The 18,579-nt window shown below is 33.3% G+C and carries 11 protein-coding genes and 1 other RNA gene; 5 read left to right on the forward strand and 7 right to left on the reverse strand.

Translation table 11 applies throughout. The features are described 5' to 3' along the window. Positions 1-4 precede the first annotated feature (4 nt). Positions 5-937: a CPBP family intramembrane glutamic endopeptidase gene (locus ASE40_RS09545; RefSeq protein ID WP_057116716.1), complete on the reverse strand. Its 933-nt coding sequence runs from the start codon at positions 935-937 to the stop codon at positions 5-7. A gap of 116 nt (positions 938-1,053) precedes the next feature. Between ASE40_RS09545 and arsC the strand changes: the two genes are divergently transcribed. Together arsC and ASE40_RS09555 are read left to right on the forward strand one after the other, a co-directional pair. Further along, entirely contained in the window at positions 1,054-1,398 is a 345-nt protein-coding gene (arsC, locus tag ASE40_RS09550; protein WP_057116717.1) for an arsenate reductase (glutaredoxin), read from the forward strand. 92 nt (positions 1,399-1,490) lie between these two features. Beyond that, positions 1,491-3,983, forward strand: coding sequence for a TonB-dependent receptor domain-containing protein (locus tag ASE40_RS09555; protein WP_057116718.1), 2,493 nt, complete (start codon positions 1,491-1,493; stop codon positions 3,981-3,983). 258 nt (positions 3,984-4,241) lie between these two features. On the opposite strand, the gene ASE40_RS09560 is transcribed toward ASE40_RS09555, so the two are convergent. Then, positions 4,242-4,421, reverse strand: a complete 180-nt coding sequence (locus ASE40_RS09560) for a hypothetical protein (RefSeq protein ID WP_057116719.1) — start codon at positions 4,419-4,421, stop codon at positions 4,242-4,244. Positions 4,422-4,761: 340 nt separating this feature from the next. On the opposite strand from ASE40_RS09560, the gene fumC reads away from it, so the two are divergent. Continuing rightward, a complete protein-coding gene (gene fumC / locus ASE40_RS09565) occupies positions 4,762-6,147 on the forward strand; it encodes a class II fumarate hydratase (protein ID WP_057116720.1) in 1,386 nt (461 codons plus the stop codon). A 229-nt stretch (positions 6,148-6,376) separates the two neighbouring features. Here the strand turns inward: fumC and ASE40_RS09570 are convergent, their stop codons facing one another. Further along, entirely contained in the window at positions 6,377-7,579 is a 1,203-nt protein-coding gene (locus ASE40_RS09570) for an NAD(P)-dependent oxidoreductase (RefSeq protein ID WP_057116721.1), read from the reverse strand. A gap of 240 nt (positions 7,580-7,819) precedes the next feature. On the opposite strand from ASE40_RS09570, the gene ASE40_RS09575 reads away from it, so the two are divergent. Further along, positions 7,820-9,022: a serine hydrolase domain-containing protein gene (locus ASE40_RS09575; protein ID WP_057116722.1), complete on the forward strand. Its 1,203-nt coding sequence runs from the start codon at positions 7,820-7,822 to the stop codon at positions 9,020-9,022. 66 nt (positions 9,023-9,088) lie between these two features. After that, positions 9,089-9,486, forward strand: a transfer-messenger RNA (tmRNA) gene (gene ssrA, locus ASE40_RS21710). 71 nt (positions 9,487-9,557) lie between these two features. Here ssrA and ASE40_RS09580 read toward each other — a convergent pair. From ASE40_RS09580 to ASE40_RS09590, 4 genes are all read right to left on the reverse strand, one after another. After that, positions 9,558-10,196 (reverse strand): porin family protein, encoded by a 639-nt coding sequence (locus ASE40_RS09580; protein WP_082586787.1) that lies wholly within the window; start codon positions 10,194-10,196, stop codon positions 9,558-9,560. 66 nt (positions 10,197-10,262) lie between these two features. Then, positions 10,263-16,406, reverse strand: coding sequence for a M4 family metallopeptidase (locus tag ASE40_RS09585; RefSeq protein WP_082586788.1), 6,144 nt, complete (start codon positions 16,404-16,406; stop codon positions 10,263-10,265). Between the two features lie 97 nt (positions 16,407-16,503). Further along, complete coding sequence (locus ASE40_RS22020) at positions 16,504-16,641, reverse strand: hypothetical protein (RefSeq protein WP_157848508.1); 138 nt, start codon at positions 16,639-16,641, stop codon at positions 16,504-16,506. A gap of 192 nt (positions 16,642-16,833) precedes the next feature. Beyond that, complete coding sequence (locus ASE40_RS09590; RefSeq protein WP_057116725.1) at positions 16,834-18,444, reverse strand: tetratricopeptide repeat protein; 1,611 nt, start codon at positions 18,442-18,444, stop codon at positions 16,834-16,836. Positions 18,445-18,579: the final 135 nt, after the last annotated feature.

The raw sequence follows: 18,579 nt of genomic DNA on the forward strand, positions 1-18,579 counted from the left end.
GATTTTAATTTATTACTTCAATTTTATTAATATCTCCTGTTAATCTTTCTTTCCAATTTGTCCAGCCGTACTTTTTACTGAAAATAAAAAGCAGAATAGGATAAATAACTACAACAGGTAAAATAACGTCAATTCCTGCTGAAGGCTCCGAAAGATCTTTAAATATAGAATGTGTTTGAAAAACCGACCAGTCTGAAGTAACCAATAATGCTCCTACGAGATTATTAGCAGCATGAAACCCAAGAGCCAGCTCCATGCCTTCATCCATTAAGGTGATAATTCCTAAGAAAAGTCCTGTTCCTATGTAATAGATCATTATAACATTTCCCATTTTAGCCACTTCTGGATTTGCCCAATGCATTGATCCAAAAATAACTGAGGTCATAAGCAGCGGAAACCATCTATTTCGAGCCAGATTAGCAAATCCCTGCATCAAATATCCACGAAAAACATATTCTTCTGTACTAGTCTGAATAGGAATTAAAATAGAACCCAAAACAACTAAAATCAGAAATGGAATTAATTTAAAATTCAATACAAACTGTTCTGGAGCTCTTAGATAAACAAATAAAAAACTCAATAAAGAAAAGAATGTCCACAAGAAAAAAGAAAAACAAATTCGGCTCCAATCTACTTTTGGCCTTGAAGTTGTTACTGACAATAATGTTTGGTGGTGAATATATTTTACAACAAAATAAATTCCAGCAAAAGCAAAAGTAAACGAGATCATTACCAAAAAAAGCGTTGTATTGGACTCAAACATTTTCATAACTCCTTCATTGGTTGTTGGAAAAGCTTTTTTCTCTGAAAAAGTTTTATAAAACACCGCGGCCGTAATTGGAATTTGTCCGACGAAAGAAGCTGCAATAATAAAAACAGATCCTACAAGATATTTCCAAAACTTATTTTCAGGTTTAATTCCTTGCTCTAAAAACATAAATTTTAAATTTTAAAAAAATGAGAATTCAAATTCGATAAGTTAATCTTACTTTTGGTATAGCTAAAATACCTCTTTTTTATTTTACGAATATTGAAACGTTTAAATATAACAAAATGATACAAATCTACCACAATCCGAGATGCGGAAAATCACGAAACTGTCTTGCTTTTATTGAACAATCCAATCAAGAATTCGAAATTATACCTTATTTAACACAAACTCCATCTTTTGATGAACTTAAAACTTTGCTGAAACAGCTTAATCTTGAGCCTATTCAATTAATTAGAACTAAGGAAAAAATCTGGATCGAAAACTTTAAAGGCAAAACTTTAACCGATGATCAAATTATCAATGCTATGGTAGAAAATCCCATTTTAATCGAGCGCCCAATTGTTGTAAAAGACGGAAAAGCTATTATTGGCAGGGATCCAGACCTTGTAGCTTCTTTTTTAGATTGATTCTAAAATACCTTATTAACATTTTTTTGTGAGTTCTTGCTTTAAACCAAAAACTACATTTGCCGTCTAAAGAGAAAAAGAAACCAAAAAAAATGAAAAAAATCAAATTTGCCGTATTACTTGTATTCTTACTTACAAGTTTTTACAATTACTCTCAGCAAGGTCCGGGTGGCAAAAACAAAGTTAAAGTCACAGGTAAAGTTTATGAAAAAGTAAGTAAACAACCTTTGGAGTATGCTACAATTTCTATTACTGCCCCAAATGACACTAAAGTTATTGCTGGTGGTATTACAAATCCAAAAGGAGAATTTGAGGTTGCTGTTGCGCCTGGAACTTACGACATAAAAGTTGAATTTATTTCTTTTAAATCAACAGAGATCAAGCAAAAGAGTATTCAAGACGACACAAATTTGGGCGTAGTAAATTTATCTGAAGATGCAGCACAATTAAATGAAGTTGTAGTTCGTGCAGAAAAATCATCTGTAGAAATAAAATTAGATAAAAAAGTCTACAACGTTGGTCAAGATATGATTGTAAAAGGTGGAAGTGTAAGCGATGTTTTAGACAATGTTCCATCTGTTTCTGTTGATACAGAAGGAAATGTAAGTTTAAGAGGAAGCGACAACATTCGTATTTTAATTGACGGAAGACCTTCTCAAGCTATAAATATGGCAGAAGCCCTAAGACAGCTTCCTGCTGATGCAATTGATAAAGTTGAAGTAATCACTAATCCATCAGCGCGTTATGACGCCGAAGGCGGATCTGGAATTATCAATATTATTCTTAAAAAAGGAAAAAATCAAGGTTTTAACGGAACTTTAATTGCTTCTACAGGTTTACCAGAAACTTATGGTTTAAGTGCCAATGTGAATTATAAAACTGAAAAACTAAACTACTTCACAACTGCGGGGTACAACTACAGAACAAACGAAGGAGCAGGTAAAACAAATTCAGAATACCTTAATCCAGACGGAACAACAAAAAGTTTCTTGGATGAAGATCGTGATACTAAACGTACCCGAAACGGATTTAACGGAAGAGCTGGATTTGAATGGACAGTTACTCCAACGACTTTCTGGACAAACGCCATTAATTATCAAAAGAACACTGGTGACGATCGAGATTTGATTAATTATTATAATTATGATGCCGGCCGTAATTTTACAGGAACAACTTACCGTTTAAACAACGCAGATACTGGGAGCGAAAATATTGAGTTTACTTCAAACTTAATTAAAAATTTTAACGACAAAGGACACAAACTTACTGCAGATCTTTCTGTTTCAAGAAATACAGATGACAGTAATAGTACTATTACTGATTCACCAAATTTTGACACAACATTAAACAACCAAGTACAAAAACAAGTTTTATTTCAGGCAGATTATGTATTGCCATTAGGCGAAGGCAGTCAATTTGAAGCAGGTTATAAAGGAAGTTTTGGCGATTTGAACAACGTTTATGATGTTACAAATGGTACAGTTCCAAATCCTAATTTATCAAACACATTAGAGTATAAAGAAAACATTAATGCCCTTTATACGCAATATGGTTTCAAAGTAAATAAATTCTCTTATTTATTTGGTCTAAGATGGGAAGACACTAATATTGAGGTTAACTTATTAGATAACAGCGATTTTAACACTAAAAAATACAACAATTTATTTCCAAGCGCTTTTGTCAGTTACGAAATTTCAGACCAAAGTAATTTCTCTGCAAGTTACAGCAAACGTTTATCCAGACCAAGAGGACGTTTTATGAATCCAGCTGTAAATTACGCAAGTAACATTAACATATTTCAAGGAAATCCAGATTTAGATCCTTCTTTAACAGATAAATATGACATCGGTTATATCAAAAGATGGGATAAAGTAACATTTAACACCTCAGCGTATTTTGAAAGCACAAAAGACGTTTTTAGTTTTGTAAGATCTCCTACTGGTGACGTTGTAACGCCTGACGGTGAAGTGGTAACCCCTGCACCAGGTGAAACAGTTATTGGTACTCCCGTAATCAAAAGTTCTCCTATCAACTTAGGAAGAGAACAAAAATTTGGTTTCGAATTTACATTTAATTATACTCCATTCAAATGGTGGAAATTAAACAGTAATTTCAACTTTTTCAACGTAAAAACAACTGGAGAAAACAGTTATACCGATACACAAGGAAACGAAATTGTTCAAAATTTAGACAATCAGGCTAATTCTTGGTTTGCAAGAATCAACTCTAAAGTAACGCTTCCATACAAAATTGACTGGCAATTGACAGCTATGTACAATGGCGAACAAAAAACAGCTCAAGGTAAAAATTTAGGAATGTTCGGAATGAATACTGCTTTAAGCAAAGATGTATTAAAAGATAAAGCTACAATTGCATTCAATATCAGCGACATCTTTAATTCTAGAAAAATGAGATCGTATACGTATTTGGATAATGTAAATTCATACAGCGAATTCCAATTTCGTAAACGTCAATTTAATTTGTCATTCACTTACCGTTTCAACAAAGCAAAAGGTGAAAGAGATAAAAATATACCAAAAAACAATGAAGGCGGCGGAGAAGGCGGTGGAGAATTTCCTGGATAACATCAGTTAAATTTCAATTCCTGAAATTCCAAATTCCAATCTCTTTGAGATAAATTATAATAGTAAAAATCCCAAATTCCAATTTATAAGATTGGGATTTGGGATTTTTTGTATTTAACCTTTTATATTTGGAATTTAGAATTTCAGGAATTGGAATTTTCCAAATGAAATTGGAATTTGGAATTTATAGTATTGGAATTTATTTTTTTGTGCAGCAAAAAAAAGAACCCAAAAGGGTTCTTTTCTTATGACATCAATCTAGTATTTAATAGATTGTTCTTCTTGTCTTTTTTTAGCTCTCTTTTCTTTGAACATTTCCCAGCTTGCTCCCGTAACCCAGTAAGATACGAAACCAACTAAGAAAAACATTAACCAAAACCCTATAGTTAGTATGGTTAAGAAAAGTAAAAAGCCTAAGTACTGTGAAAATTCAAACATGTTTTCCGGAATTTTTGAATGTTACGACAAATGTAGGGTATATATTTTTTCTCAGCAATAAAATCTAAATCAATTTTCGTTAAATAACATTTATCCGTATATTTATACTCATTTTAAATAAGCTTTTTTTTGAACGTGAAACCTTTTAAATAAAGAGTTCATTTCAAATCATAATAATTTTCAGGAGCTCTTTCCTGCTGTCCGCTGTATCTTTTTGTTTTTAAAGAAAAAACAAAAAGGATGCCGCTTCCATCAGGGCTAGGGCACTCGTTTTCAAAAGAAGTTTCAATTTTACAAATAACATTTCACATTTTTCAAATAACATTTTACAAACAAAAAAATGAAATACAGAATAGAAAAAGACACCATGGGCGAAGTTCAAGTCCCAGCCGATAAATATTGGGGTGCACAAACAGAACGTTCTAGAAACAATTTCAAAATCGGACCATCGGCATCTATGCCAAAAGAAATTATAGAAGGGTTTGCTTATCTAAAAAAAGCTGCTGCTTATGCTAATTATGATTTAGGTGTTCTGCCAATAGAAAAGAGAGATGCCATTGCTGCTGTCTGCGACGAAATCTTAGCTGGGCAACTAGATGACCAGTTTCCGCTTGTAATCTGGCAGACTGGTTCTGGTACACAAAGCAACATGAACGTTAATGAAGTCATTGCAAATCGCGCACAGGTTCTTAAAGGTTTTGAAATTGGCGAAGGCGAACAATTCATAAAAGCTAACGACGATGTAAATAAATCACAATCATCAAACGATACTTTCCCAACCGGAATGCATATCGCAGCCTATAAAATGGTTGTAGAAACAACCATTCCTGGAGTAGAAAAACTTCATACTACTTTAGCTAAAAAAGCAGCAGAATTTGCAGATGTTGTAAAAATCGGTCGTACACATTTAATGGATGCAACACCATTAACCTTAGGCCAGGAAATTTCTGGTTACGCCGCGCAATTAGCTTTTGGCTTAAAAGCCCTAAAAAATACTTTATCGCACTTATCTGAAATCGCATTGGGCGGAACTGCGGTTGGAACAGGACTAAACACACCAAAAGGCTACGATGTAAAAGTAGCTGAATATATTGCAAAATTTACGAATCATCCGTTTGTAACAGCAGAAAACAAATTTGAAGCTCTTGCTGCACACGATGCAATTGTTGAAACTCACGGAGCATTAAAACAATTAGCCGTTTCTTTAAATAAAATTGCGAATGACATAAGAATGTTAGCTTCTGGTCCACGTTCTGGAATTGGAGAAATTCATATCCCTGAAAATGAGCCAGGTTCTTCTATTATGCCTGGAAAAGTAAATCCAACGCAATGCGAAGCTCTTACAATGGTTTGCGCACAAGTTATCGGAAACGATATGGCAATTGCCGTTGGAGGAATGCAGGGACATTACGAATTGAATGTTTTCAAACCTGTTATGGCAGCTAACTTTTTACAATCGGCACAATTATTAGGCGACGCTTGTGTTTCTTTTGACGAACATTGTGCACAAGGTATCGAACCGAATCACAAACGCATTAAAGAATTAGTAGACAATTCATTGATGCTGGTTACGGCCTTAAATACTAAAATCGGTTACTACAAAGCTGCCGAAATCGCACAAACCGCACACAAAAACGGAACTACTCTAAAAGATGAAGCAGTTCGTTTAGGCTACGTAACTCCAGAAGATTTTGATGCTTGGGTGAAACCTGAGGAGATGGTTTAAATTTTTGATGGTTGATGGTTGATGATTGATGGTTGATGATTGATGGTTGATGATTGATGGTTGATGGTTGATGGTTGATGGTTGATGGTTGATGGTTGATGGTTGATGGTTGATGGNAACTATTATAAAAAAAAGGATTTCTCAGATTGAGAAATCCTTTTTTTTATAACCTTTTATAATTCACAATTAACCATTAATCATTCACAATTCACCATTCACAATTAAAAAATCATTTTCCGTCTACATAATCTTGTAAATAACTGAATCTCTCTGTTAATTTACCGTTTTCTGTGATTTTGGCTCTTTTTAGAATTCCGTCTTTATCACCGTTGAAGAAAGCTGGAATTACGTGTTCCATAAATTGTTCTCCAAAACCTTCGCTGGCATCTTTTGGAATTTCGCATGGAAGATTATCTACTGCCATAACAGCAACTGCTGCGGGATGGAAGAAATCAACTTCTTTATCTTCTAAAGGAAAATATCCGTACAAAGGTTCTGCAATTGTCGAAGAACGAACTGTACTCGCAATCGGACCATTTACATCGCAGGAAATATCTGCCACGACTTTTAACTTACAATCGCTGGCATTCAGCATTTCTTTAGTTAAAATCATTGGTGCATTACTGGCATAAAAATGTCCTGCAAAGTAAATATCAGACACTTTGGTGAATCTTTCAAAATCAGATTCATATTCTTCTGGATGATTCACAAAATCATTAAAATCTAAAACCTGTCCGTCTTTTCTTTTGTTATATTCCAAAACATCAAGCTGCACATACACTGCCTGCGCATATTTTTTTGTCAAATAATTATCAACCGTAATTTCTTTTACTTTTATGGCATCCAAAATTTCTTTTGCCCCGCTCCCAACCTTTCCAGTTCCAGTAATTACAAATTTTAAAGCCGGCATTGTAATACGTTTTAAGTGCATTATCAAAGCTTCTTTTCCTGAAAGTGTTTCAGCTTTTGGTAACTTAAATAACTCGAATTTAATTCCGAAAGCACGAATTCCGTTATAAACACCAACCATTCCAGCATAACGTCCAAAACCAATTAAACGGCGGTCATGTTCGTCAACAATGGTTTCGTGGTCATACAAATCAATATTTTTTTCTAAGATTGCCTGCAATAATTTTCTATTGTGAGGCTGTTTTTTAATCGTATGAGAAAAAAAGAAATAGGCTTTGTTTGGAATCAAATCTTCGACAGGAACTTCTTTCACACCAAATAAAACGTCACAATCTGAAACATCTTCAGTAACGGTGATTCCCATATTTTTATAATCCTCATCAGAAAATATTCTAATATCCGAACTTTCTACTTTTACAGAAGCATCATGATAAAGCTGTTTTAATCTTGTGAGTTCATTTGGAGCAAATACAACTCTTCTATCTGGTGGATTTTTTCTTTCTTTTATGATTCCAAACTTCATTTATAAATGATTTTAATATTCAATAATATAACTTTTTATATTGTATTTGTTTCAAATATAACAAATTTAGTTAAATTTTTCTTTCCAAAATACTATTTAGAATGCTTCAAAAACGTTACAAGCTGAAAAACAAACAAATAAAATTTACAACTCTTAAAATTATGTTAAAAAGAGTAAATTAAACTGTATAAATTGAGAAAACAACAAAATTGAATTCGATATATTTGTTTTTAAAGAACGATGCAAATGATTTTCCTTAAAAAAACAAAGATACCACAAATACTTTTCTCAATTCTAGTTTTGAGTTCATGTGGTAAAAACAAAAATACACAAACAGATACTACTCCTACAGTCGAAGATACATTACCTAAAATGAAGCCGTTAGGTGCTGAAAAGAAAATTTCACAGACCTATAAAAATTCGGTTGTTGGTAGAATTAATCATTTTTACAATAAAAACTGGCCTAATAATACTATGAATGGCAGTTTTTTAGTGGCAAGAAACGGCCAGATTATTTTTGAAAGATATAATGGGTTTGCTAATAAAAATGAAGGTACTAAAATAACTCCAGAAACACCTGTACAAATTGCTTCTGTAAGTAAAGTTTTGACAGCTACAGCGGTTTTAAAACTGGTAAATGCGGGTAAAATTGATTTAGACCAGAAAGTAAATACTATTTTAAAGACATTTCCATACGAAGACTGCACAATCAGGATGCTTTTAAGTCATCGTACTGGAATGCGTAATTATGCTTATTTTACAGATAGAGATAAATCTGTTTGGGATAGACATAATCAATTAACAAACAAAGAAATTCTAAATATTTTAGCAACAAAAGACATTGGTTTAGAATCTAAAACTGGAACACGTTTTAGTTATTGCAATACCAATTATGCAATGCTGGCTCTTATTATTGAGAAAATTACTGGTTTAAGTTATAAAGAGGCGATGTCTCAAATGATTTTTAAACCATTAGGAATGACTCATACCTATGTTTTTGACGATGATAAGGACAGAAAGAAAATTGTTCCTTCTTACAAAGGAAACGGTGTAGAAATTGGTTTCGATTATTTGGATAATGTGTACGGAGACAAAAATGTATTTTCAACGGCACGAGATCTTTTAAAATTTGACCGCGCGAGACAATCACCTGACTTTTTAAAACCTGAATTATTGAAACAAGTTTATACAGGCTATAGCAACGAACGTAAAGGGACTAAAAATTACGGACTTGGAATTAGAATGATTAATTGGGAAACTGGTCAGAATTTTTACTTTCATAATGGCTGGTGGCATGGTAATACTTCGTCGTATATTACTTTAATGAAAGAAGGAGTTACCATAATTGCGCTCTCAAATAAGATGACAAGAAACACTTATGCAGTTCGCAAATTAGCGCCGATTTTTGGAGATTATCCTTTTAATTTTAAAGACGAAGAATAAGAAAATTTTTCTGAAAATTTTAGCATAAAGTAATTTCAAATAGCATAAATTTGCAATCCTATTTTTGGGGTCGACTGGTTTTGACAGCAAGTCGAATTGAACAGTAAGCACGTCGAGCATTGAGACCTTGCTCGTAAATATAAGATCTCGAACTTTTACACGGCGAAAATAATTACGCTTTAGCTGCATAATCCGAATCATAGTAAGATTGCGCCACGTCTCTACAAGGTAGAGAAGCTGGATTCTCCTGGAAAGCCTTGGTTTGTGGCGTTCCGTCAAGGAGAACCGTAAAAATAAACCTAGATACCCATGAGCTTCGGGTGGGTTTCGAAAATTAAGAAGATAAGTGTTCGGTGGCTGTTTCTGGCCTAGCTTAACATCGAAAATCTAATCAGGAAATAAGCGTGTAGAAAGCTCTTTAGTTGCTTGTTTGGACCCGGGTTCGATTCCCGGCGACTCCACAAAAAAGCCTGTAAACTATTTGTTTACAGGCTTTTTTTATGCACTTAATTAAACCGCTTTTTACTAATTCACGTTATTTAAAAAAATAACCAATCGTTATTTGGAAAACTCTATTCTTCATGTCATTATTGATAACATAACTGACATCACTTTCTTTAAAAACATTAGAATATGATAGATTATATCGTAGGTCTGTGTAAAACTTATCTTTATATTGATAACCCAATCCAAAGTTTACAGAAGTATCAATACCTGTTGAGTATTTTTTCAAATCTAAATTTTCATGATTGTCGTAACCTAAAAAATTATCGTGATATTCATTATTAGCTTTTAGAAGTATTCCTATTTGAGGTCCTACCTGCACACTTAATCCTTTTAGCACATAATATTTTAGCATTACAGGAATATTCAAATAGTTTAAGTCTATTGTGCTTTTATAATTGGAATTGGTTACATCCTGATCAGAAAAGGAAATTTTTGTTCCCTGCTGGCTGTACAATAATTCTGGTTGAATTGAAAAGTTTTTCGCCACTGGAATTTCGACCATTAATCCCGCAGTAAATCCAGTTTTGCTTGATGAATTCAATTCATTTTCATCAAAAGTAAGATTTGCTAAATTTAAACCCGCTTTTACACCGAGCTTGACTTTTTCAGTTTGAGCCATAACAGTCACACCTAAAAAGAGTGTGCATATAAGCATATATTTTTTCATAGATAATATTTTTTTAAGAATGGCAGCTCTCAAAAAGGAAAGCTGCCGTATTTCTATCTTAATTTGTTATTTTTTAATAACCTTAGCTGTGTATTTCTTGCCTTGTACAGCGCACTCTAAAACATAAACTCCAGAAGTTAATCCGCTTAGATTTACATTTGATGGAATACTTGAATACGTTTTACTCCATACAGCTTTACCATCCATTGCATAGATTTTGATTTCTGCCTGCCCATCAATCTTTTCAGCTAAAAATAGGTTTACATTATCAACAGCTGGATTAGGGAATACTCTAAAAGGATTTGTTATTTTTCCAACAAGCATACCTTTTGAATCAAATGGTGCTGACATACTATTACATCCATTATTATTTGTTACTTGAAGGCTGTAATTTCCTTCCCAAATTGTAATTATAGATTTTTCAGTTGCGTTTGGTATTGGTCTTTCATTTAAAAACCATTGGTAAGATGTTCCTTCAACCGAAGTTGTTAATTTCTTCTCTCCCACAACCTGAATTTCTGGTACAATGTTGTTCTCCAAAATTGAAATCGTAGTACTAAAAGTTTTACCAATTCCATTTTCATTATAAACCGTTACAAAATAATCGCCGCTTTCTGTTGTCTTGTAAGTTGGCTCTGTTGAACCATCAAACCATTCGTATGATTTATAATTTCCAGGATTTAAAACAACTTCAGGGCCGCAGACAGCTCCACTAACTAAGTCAGATTCGAAAGTATCAAATGTTGCCGTAATCTTTTCTGTAAGTGTACATCCGTTTTTGGTTGTTATTGTTACAGAGTAATCTCCAGCTTTATTTATTTCGATACCATTAGTAACTTCACCTGTACTCCATTTGTATGAAGCAACTTTTAATTTATCTGAATTAAAATTAGTTTGGGCATCAATATATAAGCTTTTGCCTGCATATCCATGAATTACTGGACTATCAAATATTTTAAAATCTGATGTTGTTCCTTGATAAAGATAATTTTCGACTTTATTGTTTTGTGCAATACCGTCATTTTCCAATTTGGCGGTAACATTAAACACATGAGAATCTCCGCTGTTATCAAGTTTAGGCTGTTTCTTTAAAATATATTCTACGCTTTCGCCAACTAGAATTCCAGCTTCAATAGCTTCTGAAATAGTTTCATTTGTGTTGATATATTCCACATCTAATTGAATACTATTTGCAGGAATTGCAATTTGTCCTTCATTTGTCAGCTTTACTTTAAATTCAGAACCGCCGCATATATCTTTTGGTGACATTATTTGCACAGATACATCTAAAACAGGTTCGCTGATTATTTTTAAATCATCTAAAACCATATAAGAATATCCGCCTTCTTTAGCATGTCTAAGTCGAAGCATTACAGATTTTCCTGCATATTTACTTAGGTTTACTGCTCCTCTTTGCCATTCAGTATCTGAATAAGTTCCTTGTTTAGCGTCTTTCCATATTTCTGTCCATTCACCACCTTGCGTTTTAATATCTATGCTGAATGAGTTCCTATAATTACATTGCATTGCATAGTAAAATTCTAAAGAAGTTGCATTTTCAGATAACTTATACATTGGCGAAACCATTTCTCCATTAATTGCATAATATTCAAGCTGATTGTAAAGCATTGTTCCTAAAGTATCTCCTGTATGATCTTTTTTCGGCAGTGTCAGATTTGTATTATCTGGCTTTGGAACAGCTCTCCACGGATAATTATCATCACTTTGATTTGAAGTGTAACCATTTGTTCCAAATATTGAACCCTGAGCTACACTTGAAAAAGTTTCAATATCTAGAGTCGGTGCCTTAGCCACAACCTGAAAAGATTTTGTAAGAGTTGCCGCTTCAGCTTTTGGCTGGCCGTTTGTAATTACTTTTACATTGATTTCATAATTTCCTGGTTCTAACTTCGGAAGACCATCTAATGTGTAAACAATAGTTTGATACTGTAAGATTTGATCATTTCGTTCTAAAACAATTGGTTCACCTACAGCTTTACCATTTTGGGTAATTTGATATTCTATCGAAGCTTTTTCTACTTTTTTATAAAATACATTTCTTGCCCCAATAAAAAATTGGTGAGAAGGTGCATCTTCGTAAACAATTTCAGGTACACTTAAATCAGATAACTGTACATATTCTGATTTCTCTGTAATCTTAATATTATCTACTGCAAAACCATTAGCAAATAACCCATTATCATCGTGCTGGAATGCTACAATAACACAAGGTTTTCCTGCATACGGAGTTAAATCTACGTGATATTCTATCCAGTTATTAATGTAATACATTTTAAATGCCTGTTCCCAGGTTTTACCACCATCTGTACTTACTTTTACATATCCGTCAGAAAGTCCTGTTCCGTCTCCAAAAGCGTCAAATGTTAAGTGTGCTTCTTTATAATTGCTCAAATCCAGCACAGGAGAAGTCAACATATCATTTGCAGCATCACAGTTACAAATATCATCGTTACTGGCCATAAATTTTGTATGCTCCGTTAGGTAAAAACTTGGAGACCTTAGATCTAAATCTGTTCCGAGTTTCCAGCCTGCAGCTCCTTTGTTTTCAAAAGTTCTCCATCCTTTATATCCAGCTGCATCTTCAAAATCCATTGTATAAGGCAGCACAGCTATTTTCTCATCTTCATTGTTCCAATTATCGTAATCAAAAGTGTAAGTATTATTTTCTGGCTTGATATCCTGAGTCATATCATCAGGAAATACAGAAACTTTAATGGTATTAGTACCAATGCTTTTTAAATCAATATTCGGAATAGCGTACGTTATGGTATCTCTAAACTTAGTAAATGCCAATGCCACTTTTTCTGTTTTTGAATAAACTTCATTTTGTAAATTATCAAGAATTTTTACGGCAACATTTACCTGCTCTGCTTTTGTCGCAAAATTATTGATGATTTTAGTAGTTATTGTTGTATTAGTATTGTCAATTTTACAACTTCCAGCATCTATTTTTGCATCTAAAAGCACTAAGTCATAAGGTGCATTATCTACATGAATATTATCTATAAAGGCTCCTAAGAATCCGTCATTATAATCATCTGTAGCAACACGAAAACGAATCGCTCCTTTTTTACCTGCAAGTTCACTTAAGCGAATACCAATTGGCTTTTTACTAAAATCATTATTAATTCCAGTAAACCATGGGCCTGACAATACACCATCGTCATAAATATGTAAAGTTGAAGGATAATCGATACCGGTAACTTTTTTCCAGTTTTGATTATCTTCAGAATATTCTACTACTAATCCATCATATCCATTGTGAAACAATGAAATAATATCAAACTCAACATACGGAGAGGCAACATTACTAAAATCGAATACTGGCGATTGTAATGTAAAATCAGCATTCAAAGCCATTCTTTCAGAAGCATTTGCAAGGTTTTCAGTAGCCCACAAATATTTCGATTTTGTATCTCTAAATGAATAAGAAGATGCCTGCCATATAAATTTTTGATTGGTAGCCAGTGATTTTGAATACCAGCCTCCCGGTGTTCTTTCAAAATTTTGATTGTAAGGAAACTGAGTAATAATACCGCTGTACGAAGCACTTATAGCACTATTATTAGCCGCTACAGGATCTTGGCTGTATGATACAAAAGCTTCATAAGTATGCAGACCTGCTGCTGATAAATCAATTGTGCCATCAAAAGGAATTGTCATTTCTGTATTTCCTTTAAATGCAGTGCTTAACGTTATATCTTTCCAGATGGTTTGATTTCCAGAAGCTGTATCTGCATATCCCACTTTTAATTGAGATCCTGCTGGTATATCTTTACAGCCCACATTATAGATCGTTGCTGTTAGTGCATGATTTGCTGACAGCGAAGTGCCGGTATATTCCGGAAGATTTAATCCTATTACTTTAAGATCAAAATCTTTTTGCTCTGGAACAACCATAAAACTTGTAGTAAAAGAAATTCCATCTTTTGCGCCAAATTCTGTAACTGGAGCAAAATCAAATTTAACTTCTACATAGTTTAACTTCGTTGTGCTTATTAAGTAAGGAAGTTTTTCTTGAATTTTTACAATGGTTTCTTCACCAGATGCCAAATCTTTATCAAAATTAATAACGCCATTACTGCCATAAATTTCATTCAATCTGCCGCCAAAACCTGGAACCATTAATCTCAATTTATAATTTAAAACCTCATTCGCTTTAATTACAGTTGACCCTGTATTTTTAAATTTAATGTAAAAAGGCTCATCTCCTTTTAAAGAACCACAGGATGCCACAGGATTTTCAACAGAAACAAGTGCTATTTGTTTATCTGCATAAGCAGTTCCAATACCAATTGCGTACCAGGCATTACTAACTTGTTTGTATTCTTCAGAACCTATTCCGTATAAATCTTCTGTAACCATTAAGGTTGCCTGACGCATATCGCTAAAGTTTGAAGAAGGCGACAAATACTCTGTAAGTGTTATATAGGCAATTTTCTCTGCTTTAGTCAGACCAATAGCTTTAACATCATAACTATTATTAAGGTCATTTACACCTTGACCACCTTCGCTTAAAAGGTAAAACCAATAATTCGTGATACCGCTGTTAATGTGAACGCCGCCATTATCGTAACTAACATTTGTTGGACTTATCCAATTTATTCCTCCATAAGTATCAGGCTGACCCTGCGCTTTTGGGTTACCCATATTTCTCATGCTGCCATGAGTGTACAGTTCACTTCCAAGCATCCAAATATCTTCTTTTTTGTCTTTTCCAACATAAAATTCAACACACGTACCAAAGATATCACTGAAAGATTCATTCATCGCTCCTGATTCTCCCTGATAGATTAAGTCGGCAGTTAAACCTGTTACACCGTGAGTTAATTCGTGGGCTGTAATTCCTAAACCAACATACGGCGTACCATAACCATCTCCAAATTGTGCCCATCCGCCAGTCCATGAAGCATTTTCGACATTAGTGCCTAAATGCGCAAGACCAATAATGGTCATTCCTTTATCATCGATACTATTTCGGTTAAACCTTTCACCATAATATTCTATGGTTTTCTGCATACCCCAATGAATATCCATAGCAACCTCATCGTGATCTTTGTTATGCAGTTCATTCCAAATATTATCTTCATCAACAAATTCTGTGATTACCTCATCTGCAGCATGCTCGGCATGGTTCATATTCCAAGTAACCATTGGCACTTTATATTTACCTTGCAGACCTTCTAGTCTGTATCCGTCAGCGTATTGCTTGGTATTAAAAACTACTTCTCCAGCATATCTTGATTTACCTTTTCCTAGACTCTGATCGCCAAAAGCAGCATCACGGCTTAAATCAAGGTTTAAAACTATTTTTCCTGTATTTGCATCTACATAAATGGTATGACTTGATTGCGGATTTGTCGCATAAATATTAAATTTCCAAGCTAGGTAATATTCTTTTAATTCAGAAGAAAAATTAGGTCCAACATAAACCAGCTCCCCCTGTGGTTTTGTGCTAATGTTTTTATTAACTAAAGAACCTAATTTTTTACTCTCCCAAATATATTGCTGTGCATTTACGGCTTTAAGCGCATTGTCTAAAGCTGTCGCTGCATTTATTTTATAATTGCTGTTTACGGTTAATTTCTTAGCCGTTGCCCCAAATGCATCAATTTTAGTTTTATTTTCTCTAACCTTATAAATTGCTCCTTCGACAGGAACCGAGTTATGCATTTGCTGATATGTAACTACTGTTCTGCCATGAGTATCAGAAACTGATTTTACCTGCATTTTATCTGACGCAGCTAAATCAAAATCTCCTTTTTTAACCTCAAAGATATTTTTAGCCGTTACGTTTGCAGTTTTTGCAAAAGACTTAACCTTTGTACTAACTGAATCCTGCGGATTTGTTTTTTGTACCGTACTACTTAGATTTTGCCCGTATAATTTTTGGCTTTCCTGTTCCTTCTTCTTTACTGCTTCAGTTTCAACATCAGAAAGTTCTATTCCGTTTATTTTTTCTTCTTTTTGAGTGAGAAGATTTGCAGCATCATTATTCTGACTTGAATATGAATCACTGGCATTTTTAGAAACCTTATCTTTTGTCCTGCTCAAAGTTGGTGATCCTAATGCCATTACTGCATTGCCCTTTAGTCTGTTGGGAACAGGTGACTGAGCCATTCCCACGGAACAGACAAAGAAACCTAACAAAACAAACAAATACTTGGTTTTAAAGTAAATTTGGTTCATTCGTTTTAAATTTAAAAATTAATAATATAGTATGCTTGGTTAATAAATATTCCACTTCGATGGCTCATAGCAAAACCATAAAAGCAGTTTTTAAAAATCAATTCGGAGTTTGATCTTTAGGATTTTCTTTTGTTATTTTTTCTAGAATTTTTAAAAGGGTTTTCTTTTTTGTTTCTGTTTCTTCTAAGAGTTGTTCTAAACTTTTAGGAGGGATATCTTTTTTCTTCCTATTCATTCTAATTTATTTACTTCGATCTGCGCGCTAATCGATTTGGTAAATGTAGAATGGAGATTATGTGTTTATGCAAAAAAGGACTATTGCAAAAACACTCTGAGGCAGAAAAGTTCCACCCAGAAAGCACTCAAAAAAAAATAAACCAAACTAAATCAGGTCATTAGCTTGGTTTATTTTATGATGTTAAATACGTTAAATTGTATTGAGATAAGTGGAGAGATTTACCTTTTCGTTGGTTAAATCAAACTTTTTACGCAGTCTCGTTCGGGCATTTTCGATAGATTTAAAGGATTGTCCGGTAATTTGAGAGATTTCTTTTGTGGTTAAATCCAGATATAAAAGTGCACATAATCTTCGATCTTTTGGAGTAAGAGAAGGATAATCCTCCGTTAATTTGTCGAAAAAAGATTTATGAACCTGCTCAAAACTTATTTCAAATTCTTTCCAGATGTCTGTATTCAAATTCTTCTCAAGACGCTTTAAAACTATATCAATAGCCTGCTGCATTTCTTTATTAACAGTTTTGAGTTTAATCTGTTTAAGATCCGTCAGGATTTCGTTAATGCTGTCTGTACGATGTATTTCTGCCATTGCCTTTCCTATGAGAACCTTTTTTTTGGCTTCCAAACTTTCGTTTAAGGCTTGCATTTTTGTCTTTAATTTCTCTTTTTCGAGCTGATTTTTAATATTCTTGTTGCGGTATTTTATCAGTAAAATAATTAAAATCAATATCCCGATAACCAATATTAAACCAACTACATAATATTTAAATCGCTTTTTTTGCTCAATAAGCATCTTTATCTGGGTTCTGGCTTTGTAATCCTGTTCCAGCTTTATTCTTTCAATGTTTACTGTCTTTTCTTCAATATTTATACTATCCTTAATGGCATTATATTTCTGAAAATAATAAACAGCATTTTTATAATCCTTCTTAATTACATAAACTTCATAAAGCATTTTATTGAGGTCTAAACCAGAAGAACTATATACATTTTCGCTGCATAATTCTAAACCTTTCTTTGCGTTTACAATTACGGTATCATAGTTTTTTTCTTTTAAATTATATTCAGAAAAAGACTGATATACAAAAGCCTGCAGTAAATTATCAACACGATTGCTCAATAAAGAAAAAGCTTTGTCAAAATACTCATCAGCTTGTGTCTTATTTTTTTTCAAAACATATGCTCTTGCAAGATTAGTGTATACGTAAACCTTTAGATCATCATTTTTTAAACTTTTATTTAGTCCTTCGGCTTTATGAAAATAATGCAATGAAGAATCTAAATTTCGACTGAGATATAAAGTCCCTATATTATTTAAAATTTTGACCAGCTTTACAGCATCATTTTTTGACTTTTGAAAACGATATACGTTTAAGAAACATTGCAGTGCTTTTTCTTTATTTTTCCCTTGTGCATAGATAATCGCAAGATTGTTTTCTAATTTGGATGCTTCTTCAAGGTTGCCATTTTTTTTGTAGATATCATAGGCTTTTAAATAATACTGAAGGGCAACATCTAATACCTCTCTCGCAGAATACATTTTGCCTGATGTAATATAAACACCAGCCAAGGTAAGTTCAGATTCTTTTGTTTTTTTAGCTTCAGTCTCAGCCAGTTCTATGTATTTTATAGCTCTTTCCCAATCTGTTTTTTGTAATCTTAAAGCAATTTTGCGACACAGTTCTACTTTTTTCTGATGATTGTTAGTAGTATTTACACTATCTATCAGTTCTTGTGTTGACTGTGAATAAATAGTAAGGGGAAGCAAAAAAAGCCATAAAAAAAATAATCGTGGTATCATTTTTAAAAATTCTATTGGGAATTCCAAATTTAAACAATATAGAAAGCTAAATCCTAAATAAAACTCTTAAAAAGCATTCTGCTTCCGAAACTTAAATATCTAGGAAATGTTTTTTATAAAATTTTTAAAAAGTAT

Source organism: Flavobacterium sp. Root935 (assembly GCF_001429295.1).
Taxonomy (GTDB): domain Bacteria; phylum Bacteroidota; class Bacteroidia; order Flavobacteriales; family Flavobacteriaceae; genus Flavobacterium.

What these genes read in the sequence shown, in the direction of transcription:
- ASE40_RS09545 (WP_057116716.1), bottom strand. Translation starts at nt 937, where the DNA reads ATGTTTTTAGAGCAAGGAATTAAACCTGAAAATAAGTTTTGGAAATAT.
- arsC (WP_057116717.1), top strand. Translation starts at nt 1,054, where the DNA reads ATGATACAAATCTACCACAATCCGAGATGCGGAAAATCACGAAACTGT.
- ASE40_RS09555 (WP_057116718.1), top strand. Translation starts at nt 1,491, where the DNA reads ATGAAAAAAATCAAATTTGCCGTATTACTTGTATTCTTACTTACAAGT.
- ASE40_RS09560 (WP_057116719.1), bottom strand. Translation starts at nt 4,421, where the DNA reads ATGTTTGAATTTTCACAGTACTTAGGCTTTTTACTTTTCTTAACCATA.
- fumC (WP_057116720.1), top strand. Translation starts at nt 4,762, where the DNA reads ATGAAATACAGAATAGAAAAAGACACCATGGGCGAAGTTCAAGTCCCA.
- ASE40_RS09570 (WP_057116721.1), bottom strand. Translation starts at nt 7,579, where the DNA reads ATGAAGTTTGGAATCATAAAAGAAAGAAAAAATCCACCAGATAGAAGA.
- ASE40_RS09575 (WP_057116722.1), top strand. Translation starts at nt 7,820, where the DNA reads ATGCAAATGATTTTCCTTAAAAAAACAAAGATACCACAAATACTTTTC.
- ASE40_RS09580 (WP_082586787.1), bottom strand. Translation starts at nt 10,196, where the DNA reads ATGAAAAAATATATGCTTATATGCACACTCTTTTTAGGTGTGACTGTT.
- ASE40_RS09585 (WP_082586788.1), bottom strand. Translation starts at nt 16,406, where the DNA reads ATGAACCAAATTTACTTTAAAACCAAGTATTTGTTTGTTTTGTTAGGT.
- ASE40_RS22020 (WP_157848508.1), bottom strand. Translation starts at nt 16,641, where the DNA reads ATGAATAGGAAGAAAAAAGATATCCCTCCTAAAAGTTTAGAACAACTC.
- ASE40_RS09590 (WP_057116725.1), bottom strand. Translation starts at nt 18,444, where the DNA reads ATGATACCACGATTATTTTTTTTATGGCTTTTTTTGCTTCCCCTTACT.